This is a genomic window from Pseudomonas sp. Tun-23181 (genome assembly GCF_057415455.1).
The window spans coordinates 860,212-884,905 of record NZ_CM171630.1 but is presented as its reverse complement, the minus strand read 5'-3'; the positions used below and the strand labels follow the sequence as shown (position 1 = coordinate 884,905).

11 protein-coding genes are annotated in these 24,694 nt (G+C 66.7%); 9 read left to right on the top strand and 2 right to left on the bottom strand.

The genetic code is table 11. The annotated features are described in order from the left end of the window. Positions 1 to 12 precede the first annotated feature (12 nt). A complete protein-coding gene (locus ACDI39_RS04470) occupies positions 13 to 11,322 on the bottom strand; it encodes a VCBS domain-containing protein (RefSeq protein WP_486537769.1) in 11,310 nt (3,769 codons plus the stop codon). Positions 11,323 to 11,388: 66 nt separating this feature from the next. Continuing rightward, a complete protein-coding gene (locus tag ACDI39_RS04465) occupies positions 11,389 to 12,525 on the bottom strand; it encodes an AI-2E family transporter (RefSeq protein WP_253080544.1) in 1,137 nt (378 codons plus the stop codon). 545 nt (positions 12,526 to 13,070) lie between these two features. Here ACDI39_RS04465 and ACDI39_RS04460 point away from each other — a divergent pair. From ACDI39_RS04460 to ACDI39_RS04420, 9 genes are all read left to right on the top strand, one after another. After that, a complete protein-coding gene (locus ACDI39_RS04460; protein WP_486537767.1) occupies positions 13,071 to 14,687 on the top strand; it encodes a mechanosensitive ion channel family protein in 1,617 nt (538 codons plus the stop codon). A 65-nt stretch (positions 14,688 to 14,752) separates the two neighbouring features. After that, positions 14,753 to 17,035, top strand: coding sequence for a tetratricopeptide repeat protein (locus ACDI39_RS04455; protein ID WP_486537765.1), 2,283 nt, complete (start codon positions 14,753 to 14,755; stop codon positions 17,033 to 17,035). A 196-nt stretch (positions 17,036 to 17,231) separates the two neighbouring features. Then, positions 17,232 to 18,212 carry an AAA family ATPase gene (locus ACDI39_RS04450; RefSeq protein WP_225787770.1) on the top strand — a complete coding sequence of 327 codons (981 nt, stop codon included), beginning with the start codon at positions 17,232 to 17,234 and terminating at the stop codon, positions 18,210 to 18,212. Between the two features lie 13 nt (positions 18,213 to 18,225). Next, positions 18,226 to 19,167, top strand: a complete 942-nt coding sequence (locus ACDI39_RS04445; RefSeq protein WP_486537763.1) for a DUF58 domain-containing protein — start codon at positions 18,226 to 18,228, stop codon at positions 19,165 to 19,167. Then, positions 19,164 to 19,670 carry a DUF4381 domain-containing protein gene (locus ACDI39_RS04440; protein WP_225787772.1) on the top strand — a complete coding sequence of 169 codons (507 nt, stop codon included), beginning with the start codon at positions 19,164 to 19,166 and terminating at the stop codon, positions 19,668 to 19,670. The genes ACDI39_RS04445 and ACDI39_RS04440 overlap by 4 nt, the downstream gene beginning before the upstream one ends. Further along, on the top strand, positions 19,657 to 20,652 hold the full coding sequence (locus tag ACDI39_RS04435; protein WP_486537760.1) for a vWA domain-containing protein: 996 nt from the start codon (positions 19,657 to 19,659) through the stop codon (positions 20,650 to 20,652). Before ACDI39_RS04440 ends, ACDI39_RS04435 begins: the two co-directional genes overlap by 14 nt. Before the next feature lies 1 nt (position 20,653). After that, the gene (locus tag ACDI39_RS04430) at positions 20,654 to 22,252 is read left to right on the top strand and encodes a vWA domain-containing protein (RefSeq protein WP_486537759.1); all 1,599 of its coding nucleotides are present in this window, start codon (positions 20,654 to 20,656) and stop codon (positions 22,250 to 22,252) included. Further along, positions 22,249 to 23,556 (top strand): hypothetical protein, encoded by a 1,308-nt coding sequence (locus ACDI39_RS04425; protein WP_486537758.1) that lies wholly within the window; start codon positions 22,249 to 22,251, stop codon positions 23,554 to 23,556. Before ACDI39_RS04430 ends, ACDI39_RS04425 begins: the two co-directional genes overlap by 4 nt. 36 nt (positions 23,557 to 23,592) lie before the next feature. Continuing rightward, positions 23,593 to 24,606: an HAD family hydrolase gene (locus ACDI39_RS04420; RefSeq protein ID WP_368815675.1), complete on the top strand. Its 1,014-nt coding sequence runs from the start codon at positions 23,593 to 23,595 to the stop codon at positions 24,604 to 24,606. The last annotated feature ends 88 nt before the right edge of the window (positions 24,607 to 24,694 follow it).

Genomic DNA, 24,694 nt, shown 5'->3' with positions numbered 1-24,694 from the left:
GTTTCGGGTTGTTCACTGGGGCTGTCCTCGGCGCTGTGCGGCCTCCTGCAACTGTGCGCGCAGGCCGGGAGCGGTTTGTGGACGGTCGGTCCTCGGCACCAGGTCGCTGGGCAGCGGGGCCCACAACGATGGGTCACTGAGCAAGCCGTCGGCACTCAGGTCGGTCACCCCATTGCGGCCCTGCACCCACAGGGCGTCGAACTCGCTCATCTGCCGGCTTTCGGCAACGGCGGCCGACACGAACTGCCCCGGCACCAGGCCCAGGTCGGCGGCGATGCTGGAGCTGATTTCCGGCGTGGCGAACAGGCTTGCGGCATTGCCGTTGGCACCACGGATGATCTGCTGGCGTACCAGTTCGATGCGGCGGATCTCCGGCTCCACGTACACGGCCGGCTCGAAGTCCAGCAACGGCTCGACGAAGGGTTGGCGCCCGGCGTCGAGGTCCCGATAGGGCCCTGGTGGAATGTAGGGCGAGGCGATGTCCAGGGTGATGGTCAGTTGCGCCTGGTCGGTGGCCCCGGCCCGGTCGGCGATGGTGTAGGTGAAGAAGTCCTGCAGGACCTGGCCCAGGCCTGCTGCGGCAAGAACCTGCGGGTTGCGCTGGTCGATGGTGTAGGTGTAGCTGCCATCGGCATTGAGCGTGAGGAAACCGTAGCGGCCGGCCAGCACCTGGCCGATGGTGCCCTGGGTACCGCTGGCCGCTTCGGCACCCGTGCGCACGCCGACCACGCTCAGGCGGTCGCCGTTGTCGACGTCGCTGTCGTTGGGTAGGACATTGCCACGGGTCTGCGGCGCCTGGACCTGGTCACTGGCGACATTGCTGTCGTCGCGCGCCACCGGGTTGTCATTGGCGCCCTGCACGGTCACGCTCAGCCGAGCCGAGGAGGTCGCGCCGGCGGTATCGCGCATCTGGTAGGTGAAGACCTCGCGCAGGGTTTCCCCAGCACTGCGCAGGGCCTGCACACGCGGGTCGGCATTGTTCACTTCGTAGCGGTAGCTGCCATCGGCGTTGAGCCGCAGGGTGCCGTAGCGCCCCTGCAGCAGTGCGCCAGCCGCCACCGATTGCCCGGTTTCGCTGCTCACGCGCAGGACCTGGCGGGTTTCGCCATTGGCCACGCTGTCCACGTCCTGGTCGTTGTCCAGGACGTTGCCGGTCGGATCGACCCCAGGGCGGGTGTTGGCCACGCCACCGGCCTCGACGGCGATGGCCGTGTCGTCTTGTGCGACGGGGGTGTCGTTGGCGCCGCGGATGACGATCACCAGTTGCGTGCTGGCCGTGGAGGTCCAGCGGTCCTCGACGACGTAGGTGAATACGTCCGTCAGGGTCTGGGCGCCGGTGCGCAGGGCCTGCACGGCCGGGTTGTCGTTGTCCAACTGGTAGTGCCAGCTGCCATCGGCATTGAGCACCAGGGTGCCGTACTGGCCCTTGAGCGGCTGCCCGGGCACGCCATCGGGGGCCCCGCTGGGGTCGGCGCCGGTGCGGATCTCGACCACTGTCATCGGGTCGTCTTCGGCGTCGATGTCGTTGCCCAGCACGCTGCCGCTGGGGTCGACCCCAGGGGTCGCGTTGTCAAGGCCGCCAGCCTCGAGCGCTTCGGCAGTGTCCGGGTTGGCATCGGGCGGCGAGTTCAGGGCGAAGACCACGACGTGGAGCTGCGCCAGGTCGACCAGGCCGCCGCCGTCGCGGACTTGGTAGGTGAAGTAGTCGTCGAGGGTTTCCAGCAGCCCCAGTGCCTGCACCACCGGGTTGTTATTGTCGACACGGTAGGTGAAGCTGCCATCTGCACCGATGATCAACTGCCCGTAGAGGCCATCGATGAGGGTGCCGTTGCTGTTGTCGGTGCCGGCATCGACCTCCGTCAGCGTGCCGCCGGTTTGCTCCTGGCCACTGCGGATGCCGCTGACCTGCTTGCTGTCGCCGGCGTCCACGTCGGTGTCGTTGCCCAGCACGTTGCCGCTGGGGTCGAAGCCATTGTTGATGTTCGGTTTGGCCGCCAGGGCCAGGGCCAGATCATCGTTGGCCACGGGCGCGTCGTAGGCACCGTGCAGGGTGATGGTGAGCTGGGCGATGTCGGTGGCCCCGGCGCTGTCGTGCATCCGGTAGGTGAAGGTCTCGACCAGCGTCTCGCCGGCCTTGAGGGCTTGCACCCGGGCATCGAGGTTGTTCACTTGGTAGCTGTAGTCGCCGTTGGCGTTGAGGGTCAGCACGCCATACTGGCCATTGACCACCTGGCTGCCGCTGACACCGGTGAAAATACCGCCGGCGGCCTCGGTGCCCGTGCGGATGGCATCGACCTGCTTGCTGTCGCCGGCGTCCACGTCGGTGTCGTTGCCCAGCACGTTGCCGCTGGGGTCGACCCCTGGCGTGCCGTTGGCGGTCCCCCCGCGCTCGGTGGCGTCGGCACGGTCATTCACGGCCACGGGGTTGTCGTTGCGACCTTGTAGGGTGATGGTCAGGGTGGCGGTGGCCGTGGCCCCGGAAAGGTCGCGAAGGGTATAGACGAACTGCTCCTGCAGCGTGTCGCCGGCGGTGCGCAGTGCCTGGACCAACGGATTGTCGTTGTCGAGGATATAGCTGAAGCTGCCGTCGGCGTTCAGCGTCAAGGTGCCATAGTTGGCGGTGAAGGCCTGGCCGACGGTACCAATGCCCAGGCCTTGGCGGAACCCGGTCACACTGAGCGCGTCGCCGGCGTCCACGTCGGTGTCGTTGCCCAGTACATTGCCGCTGGCGTTGCTGCCGGGGGTACCGTTGGCCACGCCACCGGCTTCGACGGCCGTGGCGCTGTCGTCGCGTGCCACCGGGGTGTCGTTGGCACCGGTGATGGTGATGCGCAGGGTGGCCTGGTCGGTGGCCAGGGCGGCATCGATCACGGTGTAGGTGAAGGTGTCGACCAGGGTATCGGCACTCGTGCGCAGTGCCTGCACGTTCGGGTTGTCGTTGTCCAGGCGGTAGCGGTAGCTGCCATCGGTATTGAGGGTCAGCCAGCCATAGGTACCGCGCAGCTCGACACCGAGGCTGCCGGCCGTGCCACTGCCGTTCTCGGCACCGGTGCGCACGGCGCTGACGGCGCTGGTTTCGCCGTTGGCGACGAAGTCCACATCCTGGTCATTGGTCAGCACGTTACCGCTTGGGTCGGTCCCGGGCTGGTTGTTCTGGCTGCCGCCGGCCTCTATCGCTGTTGCGCTGTCATCCGCGGCCACCGGATTGTCGTTCTGGCCGTCGATGAGGATGAACAGGAACGCCGGTGTGGAGAAACCGCCCTGGCCGTCGCTGAGGATGTAGCTGAAGGTGTCGATCAGGTGGTCGCTATCGCTGCGCAGCCCTTGCACCTCGGGGTTGTCGTTGTCGAGCACATAGTCGTAGGTGCCGTCGGGGTTGATGGTCAGGATGCCGTACTGGCCTTGCAGCGTGGTGGCGCCGTCGACCGGCGTGCCCGGCGGCGTCGTACCTGTGCCGATGAACGCCACGTCGATCGGGTCGCCATCGGGGTCTACCGCCGTGCGGGTCACGTCGCCGCTGGGGTCGATACCGGGCAACTGGTTGTTCACGCCGCCTTGTTCCACGGCACGGCCCACCACGATCTGCGCCACGGGTGGATCGTTGACGCCATGGATGGTGATGACCAGCTGGGCGCGGTCGGTGAGGCCTTCGCTGTCGGTGATCTCGTAGGTGTAGATCACTTGCAGGGTTTGCCCGGCGTTCAACCCCTGGATCGTGGCGTTGTCGCTGTTGACATCGAAGGTGAAGGCGCCGTTGGCACCGATGGTCAGGCTGCCGAAGGCGTTCGGGTCGGTGACCTGGATGCCATTCTGCTGCGCGTAGGTCGCCAGGATCACGGTGCCGTTGCTGGCGTCGGTGCCGGCCGCCACTGCGGTCATGCCGGGGTTGGAGAGTTCGGTCGCCGAACTGATGCCGGTGACGTGCAGCTCGGTGCTTGGGCGGTCGATACGGTCGACGTCGGTGTCCACGCCATTGCCGCCAGGCTGGTCGATGTTTCCCGGCCGGCTGGGAAAGAGGATCACGTTGCCGCTGGGGTTGCTTTCCAGGGTCGGGTCATTGGTGGCGCCGGCCTGGGCCACGGCCTGGTCGTCGCTGGCCACGGGGTTGTCGTAGGCGCCGTCGATGGTGATGCGCAGTTCGGCCAGGTCGCTGAGGTTGCCCGCGTCGGTGACCCGGTAGGTGAAGTATTCGAACAACTGGTCTTCGGCGCCAAGGCGCTGCACCGCTGTGTTGTCGTTGTTCACCACATAGGTGTAACTGCCATCGGCATTGATGGTCAGGCTGCCATAGGTGCCGTCGATGACCACCGGCGCGTCGCGGGTGACCTCGACGATGCTACCGCTGGCGCTTTCGCGCAGGGCGCGGACACCGGTGACCGCCCGGGTCTCGCCGAACTGGTCGACATCGCTGTCGTTGGCCAGGACGTTGCCGGTGGCGTCGCTGCCAGGCGTGCCGTTGTCGATGCCCCCGGCTTCGACCGCCTGGCCGACATCGTTCTCTGCCACCGGGGCGTCGTTGGCGCCTTGCAGGGTGATGGTGAGGGTGGCGATGCTGGTGGCGCCCGCCAGGTCGCCGATGGTGTAGGTGAAGACTTCCTGCAGGGTGTTGCCGGAAAGGCGCAAGGCCTGTACCTCGGGGTCGTCGTTGTCGACGATGTAGGTGGTACCGCCGGAGGCGGAAATGATCAGCACGCCATGGGCACCGACGATCTGTATCTCGCCGTCGTCCGGCACCGCCTGTTGCAGACCGCCCTGCAGCCCGGCACTGATCACCTTGATGACATCGTCGTTGGTGGCGATATCGACATCGCTGTCGTTGTTCAGCACGTTGCCGGTGGGGTTGTTGCCGGGCGTCTGGTTGTTCGTGCCACCTGCCTCGATGGCCGTGGCGACATCGGGGAGGGCGATGGGGGTATCGTTCACCGGGTCGATCACCAGCACTACCGAGTCGCTGTCGCTCAGCGCATCCTGCGGGTCCTGCCCGGGGATGCCGTCACCGTCGGCATCGCCCGCGTTGCCATGGTCGTTGGTGACCATGGTCAGGGTTTCGCTGGTACGGGCGCTGTTGAAGTCCTGGTTGCCCTTGTAATAGACCTGCGCCAGCCAGGTGTTGAGCTGTGACAGGGTGCCGGTGAGGGTCAGGCTGCTGCTGGCTCCGCCGGGAGGCGTGTCGTTCGGCCCGGGTGGGGTGGCGGTCTGCCACAGCACGCCGTGCTGGACCGTCAGCGTGACGGACAAGATGCCGCTGCCGGCATCCGGGTCGGTCACGGCCAGGCCGGCCAGGTGCAGCACGGTATCCTCCTGGCCACGTTGCTCGGGGAGGGTATTGATCGGTGCCTCGTTCAGGTGCACGTAACCAGCATCGGCCGTGCCGACGGCGCCCTCGGCCAGGGTGACGCTGACAGCGCCCAGGCCGCTGGCATTGGTGCCGGTGTCGCTGTCGATGCGCACCTGGAAACGGTTGTCGGCCGCGAGCTGGAACGCGGGCGGAACCACGACCAGGTAGTTGCCGGTTGGCAGCAGGGCGAACTGGTAGCGACCGGAGCTGTCGGTCAGGGTGGTGAAGATGCGGTCGTCGGCGCTACCGAAGAGGCCATCGGCACCGGCCCAGGTCAGTTGCACGCTCTGCCCGCCGAGGCCGGGGCCATCGGGGGTGATGCTGTCGGTCGCCGAGTCGGTGTCGTTCCACAGCGTGCCTTGCACCAGGCCCAGGCCGGCGCCTTCGCTGAGGATGTAGTTGTTCAGCCCCGCACCGCCATCCTGCCCGGTGCGCTCGCCGTCGGCGCTGCCGGCACTGCCGGGCAGCGAGCCGCCCCAGCCGCCGGTCTCGAAGCTGCTCGGCAGGCTGGTCCAGGTCAGGACCGCGGCACTGGCGGCGTTATCGGGCACCACGGTGTTGGGGACCGTGACGCGATAGATCACCTGCACCTGGTCGCCGACCGCCAGGCGATCGAAGTCGACCGACAGGGCGCCGCTGGTGCTGATGCCGATCCCGTCCGGCAGGTTGGCCAGGTCCACCGCCGTGCCATTGATCAGCAGGCTCTGTACCTGGTAGTCGCTGCCATCGGGGAACTGGTCCTGCAGGTGGACGTTGTAGGCCGGCACCTCGCCGTTCTGGGTGAAGCGCACGGAGACGGTGGCGGTGGTGCTGTCGGCACCGGGCTGGATGTCGATGACCTGCTTGTCCAGGCCGGTGAAGCCGGGTTCCACCACGTGCTCGAAAAGAATGTCGCTCTTGCCGCGATCGACGTCCTGGCCGGGCAGCCCCACATGCTCGAAGGCCTGTATGCCGAGGGCGGCGCCGTTCTGGTTGGCGGCCACGTTGGTGACGCGCACGTTGAATTCGAGGATCACGCCTTCGATGTTGTCGTCGGTGGTCTCGGTGTTGGTGAGGTTGCCCAGGTTGAAGGTCACCGTCTGGCTACCATCGGCATGGGTGACGATGTTCAGGTTGGTCGAATTGCCATCGAAGATGCCGCTGGGCGCGATGCCGCTGAGGTTGGCATCGAGGGGCTGGGCCACCGCGCTGTTCTGGTCGCCCGGCATCCAGATGCTGCCGCCGCTGATGAGGTCGGCATCGGTGGCAAGGCCATTGAGCGAGTCGGACACCAGGGCGATCAGGATGTTGTTGAGCTCGGCGGGGATGAACGCCAGCCCGGCGTCCAGTTCGATACGGATCTGGTAGTTGGGGTTGTCGCCAGTGGGCACCAGCACGGCCACGCGGTAGCGGATCACTTCGCCCACCGCGACATTCTCGTTGATGCCGGCGGTGTTCGTGGTGCCGGTGGTGTCGACCGGTGGCGGGGTGTCCGGCAGCCCCCCGACGTGGGAGATGCGGATGCCATTGCTGACCGGGAACAGCAGGGTGGAGTCCAGACGGTAGTCGTTCAGCGTGCCGCCGTTGAGCACGCCATCGGCCCCGCTGCGCTCACCGGCGTTGGCCCCATCGAGGCTGGTCCAGCGCACCTGGGCATCATTGGCGAAGGTTGCCTCGCCTGCTGCCGAGGCGTTCACGGTCCCGCGCAGGTGCAGGACGATGCTGCCGCCCTTGGCGATGTCGATGTTGGCACCGGAGGCGCTCAGCAGTTGGCCGCCCTGGATGATGAAGTCCGGGCCGCCGTTGTTGGTGGCGCCCTGGTAGAGGACGCTGGTCAAGCTCACGCCATCGAGCTCGCTGGGCAGGTTGTCGAGGAAGCTGATGTCGTAGGCGTTGTAGTCGTTGGCGCCATTGCCGTTGCGAAGGGTGATGGTGAAGTCGATCACGTCGCCTTCGTCGAAGCCGCCGAAGTCGGGCGTGGTGTCGATGGTCTGGGTGATCTGCAGGGTCGGTTCGCGAAGGGTGACGGTGGGCGCGCCACCGCTGAGGTTGACCTGGCGGTCCACGGCGGTTTCGCCGTTGGCTACGTCGCCGTCGATATCCTGGTAATGCAGGTTGGCGCTGTTCTGCAGCGAGCGGTTGGCCTGGTTGCCGATCTCGTTGCTGGCGACCAGGCGCACGCGGATGACGAAGGCGTTGTTGCCGGTGTCGTTGTCGGCGCTGGTGGCGAACACGCTGAAGGTGAAGCGCGCATCGACGCCATCGGCGCCCAGGGTCCCACCGACCCCGCTGATGCCGCTGATGACCACGTTGCCGGCGAAGTCCTGGCTCAGGCTGCCACCGCTTGCCGCCGCCGTGAGGATCTGCAGGTAGCCCAGGTTGTCGTTGAACGTGGTGTCCAGGCGCATGCCCGGGGGGATCAGGTCGTCGATGCTGAGGTTGTGCGTGCTGCCCTCCGGCAGCCAGACGATGATGTCGTAGAGCATGCTCTCGCCGACCACCAGGTCGCTGCCGCTGGTATGGCTGGCGCTGGAGTCGCCGTTGTCCAGGCTGCCGCCCGCGAAGGTCTTGCTGATCACCGGTGCGGCCACCTGCTGGTTGGCGATTTCGCTCAGGTCCACGGGGGTGAAGTCGGTGCCGCCCTCGACGCTGGCATAGTTGCTCAGCGTAGCCGTGCTGCTCAGGGTGCGGCTGGCGGCGACATTGGCGTTGACGGTGACGTCGTAGGTGATGACGACGATGTTCTGGCCACTGCTGTCGGCGGTCGTGCCCGTGCGCCCGGGCAGCAAGGTGGGCTGGGCATCGGCATCGAGGAAGGTGATCTGGTTGCCAGTGACGCTGTAGTCCACGCCCAGGCGCAACAGAGTGCCGTCGCCTCGGTAGATCTGCAGGTTGGCGGCCGCCAGGCTGCCGCCGACGAAGGCCAGGTCAGGGGGGAGGGTAATGCGGGTCACCACGTCGTAGGCGCCGCCGCCACCGCTGTTTTCGATGGCCGTGGCCAGGCGCAGCAGGTCACCGCCATCGATCCCGCTGACATTGCCATCGATGGCCGACAGGTCGCTGAGGGTGCCGGTGAAGGGTAGGCCGCTGCTGCCGGGCGGGGCCCAGCTGCCGCTGGTGCCGGTGACCGTACCGTTGCTGCTGGAGACCACGCCATGGCGGATGTCCAGCACTGGTTCAGCGACCGAGACCACCACGGCTACGTCCGAACTCAGCAGGGGCGTCTTGTCGAGGGTGGTGGTCTGGCTGGACTGGGCCAGCACATCCAGCGAGCGCTGGTCGGCGAAGGGCTGGTCGCCTACGCGCAGGGTGAAGGTCAGCTCGATGCGCCCACCGACGATCTGGTCGATGGCGTACTCACCGAAGTCGAACACCACCGAGTTGCCGGGTCCGCTGGACACCGTGACCGCCCGCGACGGGTCGCTGTCGCCAGGGCCGAAGCTCCACTGGCCGACACCATTGCCGATGCTCCAGGTCAGGCCACTGACATCCAGTAGCGGCAGGGGCAGGTAGGCCGTGAGCTGGAAGTTCTCGTAGTCGCCGGTGACCAGGTCGTAGGACAGCTGGAAGGTCACCAGGTCGCCGGGGCGTATCTCGCCGTTGCTCGGTGGCGTGGTGCCATTGACACGCCAGATATCGATATCGACCTGGCTGGTGGGCACCGTGCTGAGGCTACTGGAGCCGTCGCTCTGGTCGCTGCCCTGGTTCACCGCATCGAGCAGCACGGTAGCGGTCAGGGTGGCGTCGTTGCCGACGCTGTCGCCCTCGTTGATGTCAGGGTGTGGCGGGTGGTTGCCGACATAGGCCTGGCTGATCAGCGTGTTGTAGCTGATCACCGCGGTGGTGGCCGCGGTACGGGTGGTGTCGAAGGCCAGGTCGCCGAACAGGGCGCCGAAGGTATCGGAGGCCCGGCGCAGGGACTCGGCGATGTCGATCACCAGCGTGGTGGTGCCATCGGCGTTCGTCGTCTGGGTGTAGACGAGCTCGATTGTGCCACTGGCACCGTCCTGGCTCACCGTCATGGTCAGTGGGCCGCTGATCACCTGGCCGTCAGCGACGGTGTCGACGATGCTGAACTGACCGTTCTGCAGGATGTTGCTGCCGAAGGCGAAATAGTCAGACAGCGCCACGTCGAGCACATAGCGCAGGGTATCGCCCGGGCTCAGGCCGGTGGTGCCGGTGTCGGTCTGCAGCACCGCGTGCTTTTGCAGGGTGATGGACTTGGCGACGAACTGGGCACCGCTGCCGTCGCCGGTGGCGGTGAAGTCCACCTCGGTGGCCGGTGGCGTGATATCGCGAGGGTCCAGCGGGGTCCATTCCCCGGTGGCGGTGGGGGTACCGAAGTTGATGGTCACCGGGTTGCCGGTGTTCGGGTCGAGTACCGCAGTGCCCGCGCCGCCAATCTCGGGGACATAGAAGGTCACCGTGGACGTGGCGGGTACGCTGAGGGTGGCGTAGGTGACGCTGTAGGAGGTGATGAATACGCTATCGCTGTCGATCGCCGCGGCGATCAACGTCGGGTTGGTCAGCACGGTGCCGTTGCGCAAGGTGATGGAGGTCAGGGTTCCGCCTGGTCCGGGGGTGATCGCCGTGACCTGCACCTGGTCCGGTATGTCCTGGGTGACGACCACGTCATGCAGGGTCTGGCCGTTCGCTGGGGTGACGGTGACGGTCTGGTCGTGGGTGAAATTGGGGCCGGTGGCGGTTTCGCCTTCGGTCATGTCCAGGTTCTGGGTCAGTTCCACCAGGGTGGGGTTGATCACCAGGGCATGCAGGGCGGCCTCCTCCAGGCTGGGGTCGACGGTGGGGTTGTTCAGCGAGTCGTTGCCGTACTCGAAGCCTGCACGGGCATTGATGGTCAGGGTAGGGCTGCCATTGGTGTTGCTGGTGTCGGCCAGGTCGCTCAGGCGCGCAGTGACCTGCAGGGTGATGTCCGGCTGGTCCTGGGAGACGCTGGCATAAGGAATTTGCAGAACCACGAGCTGGTCGCCCGGGCGCATGCCCACGCTGGCGGCGCTGATCACCAGAGGTTGGCCGTCGGCGCCCTTGGCCAGCGGGTGGGTGGCGTTGCCGGCGGCGTCGAAGGTGATCACATGGCTGTTGATCGCCTGGCCCAGGTACGTGGCCCCGACGAAGCTGATGCCGTCGTCACCGTCCTTGCCGGTGCTCGGCAGGAACAGATCGACATAGGGGGCGTAGCCGACCTGGCTGGCGGCATTGCGCAGGCTCACCTCGAAGGTGAAGGTATCGCCGATCAGCACGTCGCTGCCGGGCATGCTGATGCTGGTTGTCGGCGCGGCATCGGCCAGCAGGCCCTGGAACTGCTCCAGGCTGGTGGCGGAAAGGGCGATGCGCTTGTCGATGTCGCCGTTGCGCACCTCCAGCGCCCAGTCGCCACCTGCGGCGCGGCTGCCGGTGGCATTGCTGGAGGCACCGACGTCGGCGCCGGTCCACTGCGCCAGGCGGTCCACCAGAGCCTGGCCGGCAGCGCCGGCACCGATGTCGCAGCCATAGAGCTGGATGTCGGCACCTGCGTTGAGCGTTGCCCGCCACTGGCCAAGGGTGCTGCCGAACGGGTCGAGGTTGGCGGCGCTGAAGGTCTGGTTGCCCAGGGTGAACTGCCCGGACGCGCCGTGGGAGAACACCTGGATCGAGTCGACCTTGCCCAGTTGGGCAAGCGCCGCACTGATGGCCGCCAGGGCATCCTGGCCGCTGTCGACCACCAGGGTGACGGTACCGGCGCCAAGGCCGGCGGTCAGTTGCTCGCGGTTTTCCACGCGGCTGTCGAGCACCACCAGGGTCTGCGCCGGGGCCGCTGCCTGGCCATTGGCCGCCCGCTGGCCGGCGGGCGCCGGGGTGGCGTCCACCTGCGGGGTGTCGCCGCTGTCATGGTGCTGCTGGTCGGCAGCGGCGCTTGCAGCGGCGCCATCGAACAGGATCCTGGGCTCCAGGGCCAAGACCTGGCTGTGCGGGCGGAAGACCTTTGCGTTGCGTCCAATGTCCATTTCGTAACCCATCCAGAAAGAAGGGGCGGCCTGTGCCGATGGCGAGCCCCAGGTGCTTCGGCCAGATCAGTGTTCGCTCGAGCGGGGCTCGGCCAGCTCGGCAGCCGGCGGGGTGGCGACAGTCGACGGGGAGACTGGCGTCTGCCCTACCCAGGAATTGAACAGTTCATAGCCGACGGCCAGGACCACGGGGCCGATGAACAGCCCGATGAAGCCGTTGCTGATCATGCCGCCCAAGGCGCCGATCAATACCACGGGCATGGGCACGGAAACGCCGCGGCCGAGCATCAAGGGCTTGAGCACGTTATCCGACAACCCCGCCGCGATGGTCCAGACGGTGAAGATGATGGTCGCGGCGCTGACCCCATCCTGGCTGATCACATAGATGACGATGGGCAGGGTGACCAGCAGCACCGGCAGTTGCATGATGCCGAGCAACAGCACCAGCAAGGCCAGCAGCCCGGCACCAGGGACGCCCATCACCACCAGGCCGACACCGACCAGCAGCATCTGGATGAACGCGATCCCGACCACGCCCTGAGCCACTGCACGGATGGTGGCGGCGCACAGGCTGGCCAGCTCGGCGCCGCGCTCGGGGGTGAACACCCGCTGGGAGATGGCCACGGCCCTGCGGGCGCTGTGCTCGCTGTTGGCCAGGAACAGGCCGGCGATGATCAGTGCCAGGACGAACACCAGGACCCCGCTGCCGACGCCGGCCAGCTTGAGCAGGACCAGGCGGCTCAGGTCCTTCAGGTGCGGGGCGGCTTGCTGGAAGGCCCACGACAGGTCCTCGGAGGCGTGCAACCAGATGCGAAACAGCGGCTCACCGATCAGTGGCCACGCCTGCACGCTCTCATTGGGTGGCGGGATGGCGAGGTTCCATTCGTGGACCGAGCGCAGGGCGGCCTGCACCGAGCTGGCCATGGATTCGCCGAGAAAACCCAAGGGGACCATGAGACACAGCAGGATCAGCAGTACCACCAGGATCGCGGCCTTGCCCAGGGAAACACCAAGCAGCCTGGCGAGGCGGGCATTGAGCGGGCTCAGCGTGACCGCCAGGATCACGGCCCAGAGCATGACGCTCAGGAAGGGGTGGAAGATCTGGTAGCAGAACACCGCCAGGACGACGATCAGGCCCGCCCGTATCAACACATCCAGGAGTTCCTTCGGGCTGGTGGTGCCGGTGTTTTTTTCGCTTGCCATGGTCCGCTTGGGTCCTGTGCCGGTCCGCTTGACGCTCCTAGTCTGGATCATGCGGGCACAGTGTTCTTTTGCGATGTTTTCCGATCGCGACAAATGATGCGTGGCATATTGCAATCAAGCCTTGCCCGGGCACATGCAACAAAACGTAACTCACTGATTGTGCGGGCCTTTGGGGAGCGCGAACGAGGGGCTGGCCCTGGCCATACAGCGGTGGTGTCAGGGCCGTTCGCGGGCAAGCCCGCTCCCACAGGGGCCTTGTGTCAACCGTATGTTCTCTGTGCGACAGCGCGGCCCGAAGGGCTGCATGACGCATGGTGGGCGAACGCCGCTGGCCCCTGTGGGAGCCGGCTTGCCGGCGATGGAGCGCGCAGCGGCCCCAGATGGCAGCAGGGCGGCACGAGAACGGCAGGCCAACATTGTCGCGTATTGGATATAGCCAGAATGCCAATGAGCGAAATTTGACTACGCTAGAGCCCATTCGATCGGTAAAACGCGAAGCAGATCACTGAGGGACGGGGAGCGTGGGGATGAGGTGCTGGACCAGCATGAGGTCGCTGCTGTTGCTCGGTGCGTTGTTGTCGATGTTCATTACCGTCCTGCCCCTTGCCGCTGCCGACGACGCGGTTTCGGTGGAAGGTGCGCCGGGGCAGCCTGCCGACTTGAAGATCGCCAACCGGTCGATCATGACCTTTCACGCCACCTTGCTGGGCGAGACACCTGCCGCCCGGGCCAGACGGGCCGCCGCGGTGATCGAGGAGGCGTTGCAGAGCGCCGACGACGCGCTGCCAGTGCGTGTGGAGCCCATCTTGCACAGCTACCTGGTCCTGCTGGGGGATCGGCGGGCATTCATCGTCGCCCCCCTGGATGTAGCCGGGGACGGCGGGGTGCGCGAAGCCGCCGAGCAGGCCGCGCGGAACCTGCGCACCGTGGTGGCGGAAACCGGCCAGGCGCGCAGCCTGCATTTCCTGCTGGTCGCCGCGGGCTATTCGGTGCTGGCGACCTTCCTCTACCTGTTGCTGCTCAAGGGCACTCGTGCCCTGCGGCGCAAGCTGTTGGGCCTGCTGCCACCGCTGATGGGCAAGCATTCGCAGATGTTCCGGGTCGGGCGCATGCCGTTGTTCGACCTGCAGAACCTCTACTACCTGGTCGACCGCCTGCTGTGGCTGCTGTACTGGCTGCTGTTGCTGCTGTTCAGCTACCAGTGGATGAGCTTCGTGCTGTCGCAGTTCCCCTATACCCGGCCATGGGGCGAAAGCCTCAATGTGTACCTGCTGCAACTGGTCCGCTATCTGCTCACCGGCATGCTCGACGCGATTCCGGGAATCGCCGTGGCGGTGGCGATCTTCTTCATCGCCCGCGGCGCCAGCGGCTTCTGCAAGCGTGCCCTGCAGCGCATGTCGCGCCCCGGCACGATCCGCTGGTTGACGGCCGAGACCCTGCAACCCACCACCCGCCTGGTGTCGCTGGCCATCTGGCTGTTCGCGCTGGTCATGGCCTACCCGTACCTGCCGGGATCGGACAGCGATGCGTTCAAGGGGGTGTCGGTGCTGCTGGGGCTGATGATCTCGCTGGGCGCTACCAGCGTGGTCGGCCAGGGGGTCGCCGGCCTGATCCTGACCTACACCCGTACCCTGCGGGCGGGAGAGTTCGTGCGCGTGGGCGACTACGAGGGCACGGTGATGCAGGTGGGCATGTTCACCACCACCATTCGCACCGGCCTGGGCGAGGTGCTGACGCTGCCCAACTCGATGATCACAGGCTCGGTCACCAAGAATTACTCACGCATCGTCCAGGGCCAGGGCTATGTCGTCGATACCGTGGTCACCATCGGCTACGACACACCCTGGCGTCAGGTTCACGCCATGCTGATCGAAGCCGCGCGGCGCACCCACGGAATTCTCGAGCAGCCCGCGCCGCAGGTGTTCCAGACGGCGCTCAGCGACTTCTATCCTGAGTACCGCCTGGTCGCCCAGGCGGTCCCCAGCGAGCCGCGGCCACGCGCCGAGTTGCTGAGCATGCTGCATGCCAATATCCAGGACGTGTTCAACGAGTATGGGGTGCAGATCATGTCGCCTCACTACCTGGCGGATCCGCCAGAGGCCAAGTGCGTCCCCAGGGAGCGCTGGCACATGGCGCCGGCAGCGCCAGGGCAGGATGAATGACGCCGCCTCGAACGCCATGCCGTACCGATTCATCACCCTCATCCCAGCATGAGTAAGGAAACCGTGTGTATTGTCGTCCCCTGATCGTGTCGTTGTGCCTGCTGATGTTCGCCCCCATCGCCAGTTGGGCGCAGCAGGCCGGGAAGTCGCCGGCCCAGGCGAAGGAAGCCGAGGGCTACGCCGAAGCCTCCAGTTGCCAGGGCTGCCACCAGGTGCAGGCAGGGCAATGGAAGGACTCGGACCATGCCTGGGCCATGCGTGTCGCCAATGCCGACAGCGTCCTGGGGGCCTTCGATGGGCGTACCTTCGACGATGCTGGGGTCCAGGCACGTTTTCACCGCAAGGGCGGCCGCTACTTCGTCCACACGGAAGGCGCCGACGGCAAGCCTGCGGATTTCCAGGTGCGCTACACGTTTGGCTATTACCCGTTGCAACAGTACCTGGTGGAGTTCCCCGGAGGGCGGTTGCAGGCGCTGACCATCGCGTGGGATAGCCGCACACGGGAGGAGGGCGGCCAGCGTTGGTTCTCCCTGTACCCCGGGCAGCGTTTCGCGCCCGATGATGCCCTGCACTGGACCGGACGCTACCAGAACTGGAACGCCATGTGCGCCGACTGCCACTCGACCCGCCTGCTCAAGCACTACGACGACCAGCACGACAGCTACGCCACCACCTGGCAGGAACAGACCGTCGGCTGCCAGGGCTGCCATGGCCCGGCGCAGGCCCATGTGGACTGGGCCAAGCAGGCCAAGGGCGAAGGCAAGGCCTCTGCCTCGGCCGCACAGATGGGCTTGAAGGTCGATTTCAAGGCCCTGGACAACAAGGGGTTGGTCGAGCAATGCGCCTTCTGCCACAGCCGCCGGCAATCCCTGGGTATGGGCCAGCAGCCCGGCAAACCGCAACTCGATGCCTCGCTGCCGGCCACCTTGCGTGAGGGCATGTACCACGCCGACGGCCAGATCGATGGCGAGGTGTACGTCTACGGGTCGTTCTCCCAGAGCAAGATGTTCGCCGCCGGGGTGGGTTGCACCGATTGTCACGACCCGCACACCACCCGCGTGAAGATCCAGGGCAATGCACTTTGCCAGCAATGCCACAACTCCCATCCGCCCACCAGCCGCTTCCCCAGCCTGCAAGGCAAGGACTACGACAGCCCGGAGCATCACCATCATGCCCAGGGCTCGGCCGGTGCGCAGTGCGTGAACTGCCACATGCCGAGCAAGACCTACATGGTCGTCGACCCCCGGCGCGACCACAGTTTGCGGGTGCCGCGGCCAGACCTTGCTGACAAGTCCGCCAGCCCGGATGCCTGCACGGCGTGCCACACCGACAAGCAACCCGCCTGGGCGGCCACGGCGATCCAGGACTGGTTCGGCACGCCCCAGCGTCCGTCCCATTACGGCGAGACATTCCATGCCGTGCGCAGCGGCCAGGGCGATCGGTTGAGCCTGCTGACCGCGATCATCGCCGATATCGGCAAGCCCCCGATCGTTCGGGCCACCGCCGCTCAACAACTGACCGAGCTCGGCGCCCCGGCCATCACACCGTTGAGCTGGGCGCTCAACTCCAAGGAAGGGATGGTGCGGGCCTACGCCGCCGCCGGCTTCGCCCGTGTACCTGAACAATCGCGCATCCAGCGATTGCTGCCATTGCTGGACGACCCTCTGCTGGCCGTGCGTGACGAGGCCCTGCGCGCCTTGGCCGACGTGCAACCGCAAGCACTTGCAGCCGAGCGCCGGGAGGCGTTCAAGGCGCAGTTGGCCGACTATGAGCGGCGTTTGCGCGACAACGCCGACCTGCCCGGCGGCAGGCTCAACCTGGCGGTGTTGCTGCAACGCCTCGGGCGGCAGCCGGAAGCCATCGAGCAATACCGCCAGGCCCTGCGCCTGGATGCGCATTTCTCTCCCGCTCGGGTCAACCTGGTGACGCTGTACAGCGGTGCAGGTCAGCTCGACGAGGCGCAGGCGCTGCTGCGCGAAGGCCTTGCGCTGAAGGACATGCCGGCCAGCGACCACGGGAACCTCGCCTACATGCTGGCCTTGCTGCTGGTCGAGCAGGGCAAGGCCGACGAAGGCCTGGAGTGGCTGGGCGTGGCCGCCCGGGAGATGCCCGGCAATGCCCGAGTGCACTACAACCAGGGGTTGCTGTTGGCCCAGATGAACCGGCATGACGAGGCGTTGCAGACGCTGCGCAAAGGCCTGGAGGGCTCGCCCGAAGACCCAGACCTGCTCTATGCGCTGGTTTACCTGCATGCGACGGCCGGCGAGGCGAGCCTGGCCGAACAGTATGCGCAGCGCATGCGCGCGGTGGCTCCGGACGATCCTCGTTTGCCTCCGGCGCGACAGTGACTCGAGGGCGCCCAGGGTGTTCTTTACACGACACGCCCTGGGTGACTTTTCGATGGCGAACAATGACCTGTGAGCTAGAGTTACCACGCATCTTCATCTGCACCGTGGCATGGGCAGTGTGCCGGTTGGTTTCGGCAGGTCGCTGGCAGGGAAGTCGGTTCACCGGGTGATTGACGCAACTCAAGGACAACGACGCATGAGCATTCGTGATGAGATCGCCGGCCTGCAGGCCCAGGTCGGGCTTCAGGTCCTCGGCCAGGAGCAGACCATTGGCCATATCATGCTGGGCCTTCTGGCCAATGGTCATGTACTGCTGGAGAGCCTGCCCGGCCTGGCCAAGACCCGTACGGTCAAGGCCCTGGCCACCCACCTGGATGCGCGCATGAGCCGTATCCAGTTCACCCCCGACCTGCTGCCCTCGGACATCACCGGCGGCGAGATCCTGCAGCAGACCGAGGCCGGCAACCAGCTCAGGTTCCAGCCAGGCCCGCTGTTCGGCAACGTGATCCTGGCCGACGAGATCAACCGGGCGCCGGCCAAGGTCCAGGCGGCGCTGCTGGAGGCCATGGAAGAGCGGCAGATCACCGTGTCCGGGCAGACCCACGCGATGCCGGGGCTGTTCATGGTCCTGGCGACGCAGAACCCCATCGAGCAAGAGGGGACTTACCCACTGCCCGAGGCGCAGATGGACCGCTTCCTGATGAAACTGCTCATCGACTACCCGAAGGTCGAGGATGAAGCCCACGTCCTGCGTCTGGTCCGCAGCGAAGACCAGCGCCAGCAGGCCGGGGTCGGCGGCGAGCCGGCAGCGCCCATGGCGCAGGAGACGATCTTCGCGGCACGGCGTGAAGTCGGTTCGGTGCACGTATCCGAGGCGATCGACCGCTACCTGGTCGACCTGATCAACGCGACCCGCCACCCGGCCGACTACGACGCCGACCTGCAGCGCTGGATCAAGGTCGGCGCCAGCCCGCGCGGCGGTATCGGCCTGGACCGCGTCGCCCGGGCCCACGCCTGGTTGTCCGGCAGCGACTATGTGACGCCCGACGATGTGCGCTCGGTGCTGCACCCGGTGCTGCGCCACCGCTTGCTGCTGTCGTATGACGCCGTGGCCGATGGTGTCAGTGCCGACCAGGTGCTGGACCGTCTGCTCGACACTGTTGCAATCCCTGCCTGAAGGGGAGGTCGCCATGCCCGTTGTCGCCGACGGCGCGGTCTACGCCTCGCTGGAGCAATTGATGCTGCTGGAGCACCGCGTGCGCGGCTTGAGCTTCCTGTCGCGCCAGCCATTGTCCAGCGTGCTCTCCGGCAACCATGCCGCACGCTTGCGTGGCCGTGGGCTGAGTTTCGACGAGCTGCGCCAGTACACGCCCGGCGACGACCTGCGCCACCTCGACTGGCGCGCCTCGTTGCGCTACAGCAAGCCGTTCGTGCGCAGCTACACCGAGGAGCGCGACCGCCCGACGCTGGTGCTGGTGGACCAGCGCATGAGCATGTATTTCGGCTCGCAGCGTGTGTTCAAATCGGTCACCGCCGCCGAACTGGGGGCGATCGGTGCCTGGATGGCCCTTCACGCAGGCGATCGGGTCGGGGGCCTGGTGTTCGGCGACAAGGACATCGAGTCGATCCGGCCATTGCGCAGCCGGGCCCGGGTCGAGGCCCTGTGCGCGGCGATCGTCCGGCATAACCACAGGCTTTATGCCATGCAGGCCGACGACGAGCAAGCGGGCCAGCTCGACCGGGTATTGCGCCACTGCCTGGGCATCGCAGGGCATGACCATCTGATCGTCATCATCAGCGATTTTGCCGGCGTGACGGAGCAGACCTTGCAGTTGCTGCGCCAACTGGCCGCTCATAACGACGTGCTGGCCCTGCAGGTGTTCGATCCCATTGCCTTGCAGGTGCCAGACCGTGGACGGTTGACCGTGACCCAAGGCCAGGTACAGGTCGAGCTGGAGATAGAGCGTCGCCAGGTCAACCGGCCGCTGGGCGATTTTCTCGCCGGGCGGCTGAAGGATGTCGCCACGCTGCTGCGGCGCAGCCAGGTGCCGTTGATGATGTTCAGCACCGGGCGCGACAGCCTCGAGCAGCTGCGCGCTGAACTGGGACGGCTGACGGCGGTGGCACGATGACCAAGGTGGCCGCGCCGAACATCGACCAGTTGCGCGAATTGGCCTTGCCGCCAATGCCCGTCAGCTACTGGCCGCAGACCTGGGGCTGGCTGGCCGTGTTGCTGGTCCTGCTGGCGATCGCCGCAGGGTTGGTCACTTGGCGCTACCTGCGCTGGCGCCGCAACCTCTATCGCCGCGAGGCGCTGGCGCGCCTGGAGGTGCTGGTGCAGACGTCGAACGATCCCTTGCAACGCCTGGCGGCACTGCGCGAGGTCCCGCAGTTGCTCAAGCGCGTGGCCCTGTCGATGCCCGCGCCGGAGGCCGTGGCCACGCTGCGTGGGCAAGACTGGCAGGCATTCTTGCAGCGCCACAGCCGCGCACCGCTGCCAGAGTGGTTCGCCGAACGCCTGGCGCTGCTGGCCTATGCGCCAGCCGAGCGGGTACTGGCTTTGCCCGAGGCGGATCTCCAGGCCTTGCTGGCGACCTCCCGACACTGGATCGAGGTGCACCGTGTGGCAGCTTGACTACCCCTGGTTGCTGCTGTTGCTGCCGTTGCCCTGGCTGGCCCGCCGTTACCTGGGCACCTACCGGGAATCACGCAGCGCCCTGCGGGTACCGTTCTTCGCCGCCATGAGCCGGGCCGTGGGCCAGGAACCCGGCAGTGCCCGTGCCGAGGGCGGTCGCTGGCAACTGCCGTTGAACCTGCTGGTCTGGGGCCTGGTGCTGCTGGCCTGCGCACGGCCGGTACTGGTGGAAAAACCCATCGAGCGCGAGCTGCCAGTGCGCGACCTGATGCTGGCGATCGACATTTCCCAGTCCATGGCCACCACCGACTACGACGACCCTTCCGGGCAACGGGTGGACCGCCTGCAGGCCGTCAAAGGGGTGGTACGCGCGTTCATCGACCGGCGCAAGGACGACCGTATCGGCCTGATCGTGTTCGGCACCGCGGCCTATCCGCAGGCGCCGCTGACGCTGGACCATGCCAGCCTGGGCATCCTGCTCGACGAAGTCGGCATCGGCATGGCCGGGCCGAACACCGCCCTGGGCGACGCCATCGGCCTGACCATCAAGTTGCTGGACAAGGCCAAGGAACAAGAAAAGGTGTTGATCGTGCTGACCGATGGCAACGACACCGGTAGCGCGATCACGCCCGACCATGCCGCGCGCATGGCTCGGGAGCGCGGCATCGTGGTGCACACCATCGGCATCGGCGACCCCGAGGCCAGCGGCGAGGCCAAGGTCGACCTGCAGGCCCTCCAGGCCATCGCCCAGCAGACAGGCGGGCGTTTTTTCCATGCCGGTGACCGTGCCGCGTTGCAGGAGGTCTATGCCACCCTCGACCGGATCACGCCCCATCGGGTCAAGACCTTCAGCCACCAGCCCAGGCGCGAGCTGTTCTGCTGGCCACTGGGCGCGGCGCTGCTGGCATTGTTGCTCGGCCATGGTATGGCGGCCCTGGCCACGGCACGCCGTGCAGGCAAAGGGCAAGCCACGGAGCGCTGACATGGATATCGACCTGAGCGCCTTTCATTTCCTTCGCCCCTTGTGGCTGTCGACCATCGTCGCGGGCCTGCTTTTGCCCTGGTTATGGACGCGCCGGCATGACCTGTTGCGGCGCCTGGACGGCATCATCGCGCCACACCTGGTCGAGCACCTGGTCATCACCCCCGAGGACAATCAGCGCCTGCGCCCGGTTCATCTGCTGGGCGCGATGCTGGTACTGGGGGGCATCGCCATGGCCGGGCCGACCTGGGAACAGGACACGCCGGCGTTCCTGGACAACAAGGCACCGCTGATCCTGGCCCTGGACCTGTCGCCCTCGATGGACGCCGACGATGTCCCGCCTTCGCGGTTGGCCGCGGCCCGCCACACGCTGCACGACCTCATCCAGCGCCGTGGCGGCAGCCGTACGGCGCTGATCGCCTATGCCGGCAGTGCCCATCTCGTGCTGCCCCCCACCGACGACCCGGCATTGCTCGACAGCTTCCTCCAGGCATTGTCCACCGCGCTCATCGACAGCCCCGGGAAGGACGCGCTCGGCGCGGTGCGACTGGCCAAGGGCCTGCTGGCCGCCGAGGGCTCCCCCGGCACCCTGGTGTTGGTCAGCGACGGCGCCGACGCCGGTCAATTCGAAGCCATCGGCACGCAACTGCGCGGCAGCGACCTGCAGGTGCTGGTGCTGGCGGTAGGCAGCCGGGACGTCGACGTCCTGCTGGATGCCAAGGGCCAGCCGCGTACCGATGGCAGCGGCCGAACGTTGCACGCACGCTTCGATGCCGAAGGGCTCAAGGGCCTCGCCGATGCCGCCGATGCCCCTTTGGGCAGCCTCACGCTGGACGACGATGACCTCGACTGGATCGAGCTGCATGCCCAGCGGCACTTCCAGGCGGCCCAGGCTGACGACCAGCCGTTGCACTGGAAGGACGCAGGCTACTGGCTGTGCTGGCCCTTGCTGGTGCTGGCGTTGCTCGGCCTGCGCCGGGGCTGGCGGGTGCATTGGCTGGGCGCCTGGCTACTCGCACTGTCTGTCGGCTATGCCCCGCAGCCGGTCCAGGCCGGCGCCTTGGCCGATGCCTTCTTCACCCCCGACCAACAAGGGCGCTGGGCATTCGAGCATGAGCATTACCCGCAGGCGGCGCAGCACTTTGCCGACCCTTACTGGAAGGGCGTGGCGGCTTACCGTGCGGCGGATTTCGACGCAGCCCTGGGCAGCTTCGCGCAACTGGACACGGCGGCCGCGTACTTCTACCAGGGCAATGCCTATGTGCGCCTTTCGAAGTTCGAGCAGGCCATCGCCGCCTACCAGCAAGCCCTGCGGCGCCAGGCGGCATTCCCCGAGGCCAGTGCCAACCTGGCCCTGGCCCAGGCCTTGCTGAAGGACCGCGAGGCCCAGCAGGAAGCGGGGCCGCCAGATGAAAAGGCCGACCAAGTGAAGTTCGACAACACCTCCGGCAAAGGCAAGGACGTCCAGCGCCCGGCAGGGCAGGCGAGCGCCGACCAGGCCTGGCTGGACAACCTGACCACCTCGCCCGCGCAATTTCTCAAGCGCAAGTTCCTGCTGCAGGATGCCGCTCGCCAGCAGGCCTCGGAGGCCACGCCATGAAACGCCTGTTGCTGCTGTTGCTGCTACCCCTGCTGGCGCAGGCGGCCGAACCCGAGGTGCGCGTGCGCAACCAACTGCTGCCGGCCGAGGGTGTACTGGTCGGTGGCACCCTGACCTTGCAGGTCGACCTGCTGGTGGACACCTGGTTCGACGCCGCGCCGAACCTGCCGCCCCTGAAGCTGGAAGGCGCAGTGGTGTCCGCACCCAGCAGCGAAGGCGCCCACCTGAATGAAAGGATCGATGGCAAGGCATTCTTCGGCTTGCGCCTGAGTTACCAGATCACGCCGCAACAGGCCAAGGCCTTCGACATCCCGGCCTTGGCCATTGAAGTCACACCGGGGCAGGGCAGTGGCCCCGTGAAGGTGTACAGCCAGGCCCAGCACTTCGTCGCCCGGCAGCCTGCCGGCGGCGGCCAGGGGCAGCATCTGGTGGCCCGGCAGGTGCGTTTCACCCAGCAGTTGGAGTACGCCCACCAGCCGCTACGGGTCGGCGACAGCGTCACCCGACGTGTGCAGGTGCAGGCCGAGGACGCCCAGGCCATGCTGATCCCCGCACCGACCTTCGCCGACATCGAGGGGCTGCGGCGTTACCTGCAGACGCCGGTTGTCGCCCCGCTGAGCGATGGCCGTGGAGGCGTCAGCGGCGGTCGTCGCGACGACGCCGTGACCTATGTAGTGACCGAGGCGGGGCACTATCGCTTGCCCGCCATCGAGCTGAAATGGTGGGACGCCGAGAGCGGCGAAGCCCGCACGGCGACGCTGCCGGCCCTGGAGCTGGAGGCATCCGGGCCGGCGGCCTACCAGGCGCCGTTTTCAATCCGCGACGATTTGCGCGCCCTCGGCCAGGGCGCCCGGGTACAGGTGGCCGGCCATTGGCTGCTCATCGTTACCGCAGCGCTGGTGGTGGGGGTGATAGGGTACCTGGGGCGGGGTTGGAGCCAAATGCCAAGGGACGCCTGGAGGCGCTGGCGCGCGCGGCGCAGGCAGGCCTGGCTCGCCTCGGCCGCCTACGCCTGGCGGCAGGTGCCGGGCCAGCTCGCCCAGCAACCGCCGCAGTTGGGCGCGCTGTACCTGTGGCTCAGGCGCGCGACGGGTTGTCGTGAAATGAGTACGGGCCTGGGCGCACTTCCCGTTGCTGTCAGTAAATGTTTGCTAGCGTTTCTGAGGGCGCGCTATGGCGTTTCGCCTCAGGACACGACGACGGCAAGCCAACTGATGGAGACGTTACCAGCGCTGCGACGTGCGGTCGACGAGCACACCCGGCCCGCGTCACCCCGACACGGCCTGAAGAGGCTCAACCCCTGACTTCGGCCCATTGCCTGCATTCATCAAGGAAGTCATATGCATCTGAACGCTGTTTCCCGCCCAGGGCGCTGGTTGTTCACACTTTTGCTGATCCTGCCGTTGCTGGCCCAGGCAGCGGATGCCTTGCCCTCCTGGAACGCCAGTGCATCCCGTGACGCGATCGTGGCCTTCGTCGAGGCGGTGACCGACGAGAAGGGCAAGGACTACGTGCCAGTGGCCGAGCGAATCGCCGTGTTCGACAATGACGGCACCTTGTGGAGCGAGCAGCCGATGTATTTCCAGGTGCTGTTCGCCCTGGCCGAGGTCAAGCGCCTGGCGCCGCAGCACCCGGAATGGAAAACCCAGCAACCGTTCAAGGCCGTGCTGGAGGATGACCAGAAGACCCTGGCGGCCAGTGGCATGCAAGGCCTGATGCAGATCGTCACGGCCACCCATACCGGCATCAGCACCGACACCTTCAGCCAGAACGCCCGCCGCTGGCTGGCCAGCAGCAAGCACCCGCGCAGCCAAAAACCCTACACCGAGATGGTCTTCCAGCCCATGTTGGAGTTGCTGGCGTACCTGCGCGCCAATGGCTTCAAGACCTACATCGTCTCTGGCGGTGAAGTGGCCTTCATGCGCACCTTCGCCGAAGAGGTCTATGGCATTCCCCCTGAACAGGTGATCGGGACCACCTTCGCCACGCGCTTCCAGGACCAGGATGGGACGTTGTCGATCCAGCGCCTGGCCCAGCTCACCCACAACGACGACGGCCCCGGCAAGCCGGAGAGCATCGAGGCCTACATCGGTCGTCGGCCGATCCTGGCGTTCGGCAACTCCGACGGCGACCTGCAGATGCTGCAGTGGACCATGGCTGGGGAAGGGCGGCGCCTGGCGGGGCTGGTACACCACACCGATGCCCAGCGGGAATGGGCCTACGACCGGCAGAGCCAGGTCGGTCGGCTGGACAAGGCGCTTGACCAAGCCCGGGACAAGGGCTGGGTGATCGTGGACATGGCCAAGGCGTGGAAACAGGTCTACCCCTTCGACCAGGACGCGAGCCAACACTGATAGATAGCCACAGGGAGTGCTGCGAGAGGTCCGTGCAGGCGTCGTCTCTCGATGCACAGGCAGTCGTGGATACGACAAGCAACCAGAA

What these genes read in the sequence shown, in the direction of transcription:
- ACDI39_RS04465 (WP_253080544.1), bottom strand. Translation starts at nt 12,525, where the DNA reads ATGGCAAGCGAAAAAAACACCGGCACCACCAGCCCGAAGGAACTCCTG.
- ACDI39_RS04430 (WP_486537759.1), top strand. Translation starts at nt 20,654, where the DNA reads ATGGATATCGACCTGAGCGCCTTTCATTTCCTTCGCCCCTTGTGGCTG.
- ACDI39_RS04445 (WP_486537763.1), top strand. Translation starts at nt 18,226, where the DNA reads ATGCCCGTTGTCGCCGACGGCGCGGTCTACGCCTCGCTGGAGCAATTG.
- ACDI39_RS04425 (WP_486537758.1), top strand. Translation starts at nt 22,249, where the DNA reads ATGAAACGCCTGTTGCTGCTGTTGCTGCTACCCCTGCTGGCGCAGGCG.
- ACDI39_RS04420 (WP_368815675.1), top strand. Translation starts at nt 23,593, where the DNA reads ATGCATCTGAACGCTGTTTCCCGCCCAGGGCGCTGGTTGTTCACACTT.
- ACDI39_RS04470 (WP_486537769.1), bottom strand. Translation starts at nt 11,322, where the DNA reads ATGGACATTGGACGCAACGCAAAGGTCTTCCGCCCGCACAGCCAGGTC.
- ACDI39_RS04440 (WP_225787772.1), top strand. Translation starts at nt 19,164, where the DNA reads ATGACCAAGGTGGCCGCGCCGAACATCGACCAGTTGCGCGAATTGGCC.
- ACDI39_RS04450 (WP_225787770.1), top strand. Translation starts at nt 17,232, where the DNA reads ATGAGCATTCGTGATGAGATCGCCGGCCTGCAGGCCCAGGTCGGGCTT.
- ACDI39_RS04460 (WP_486537767.1), top strand. Translation starts at nt 13,071, where the DNA reads ATGAGGTCGCTGCTGTTGCTCGGTGCGTTGTTGTCGATGTTCATTACC.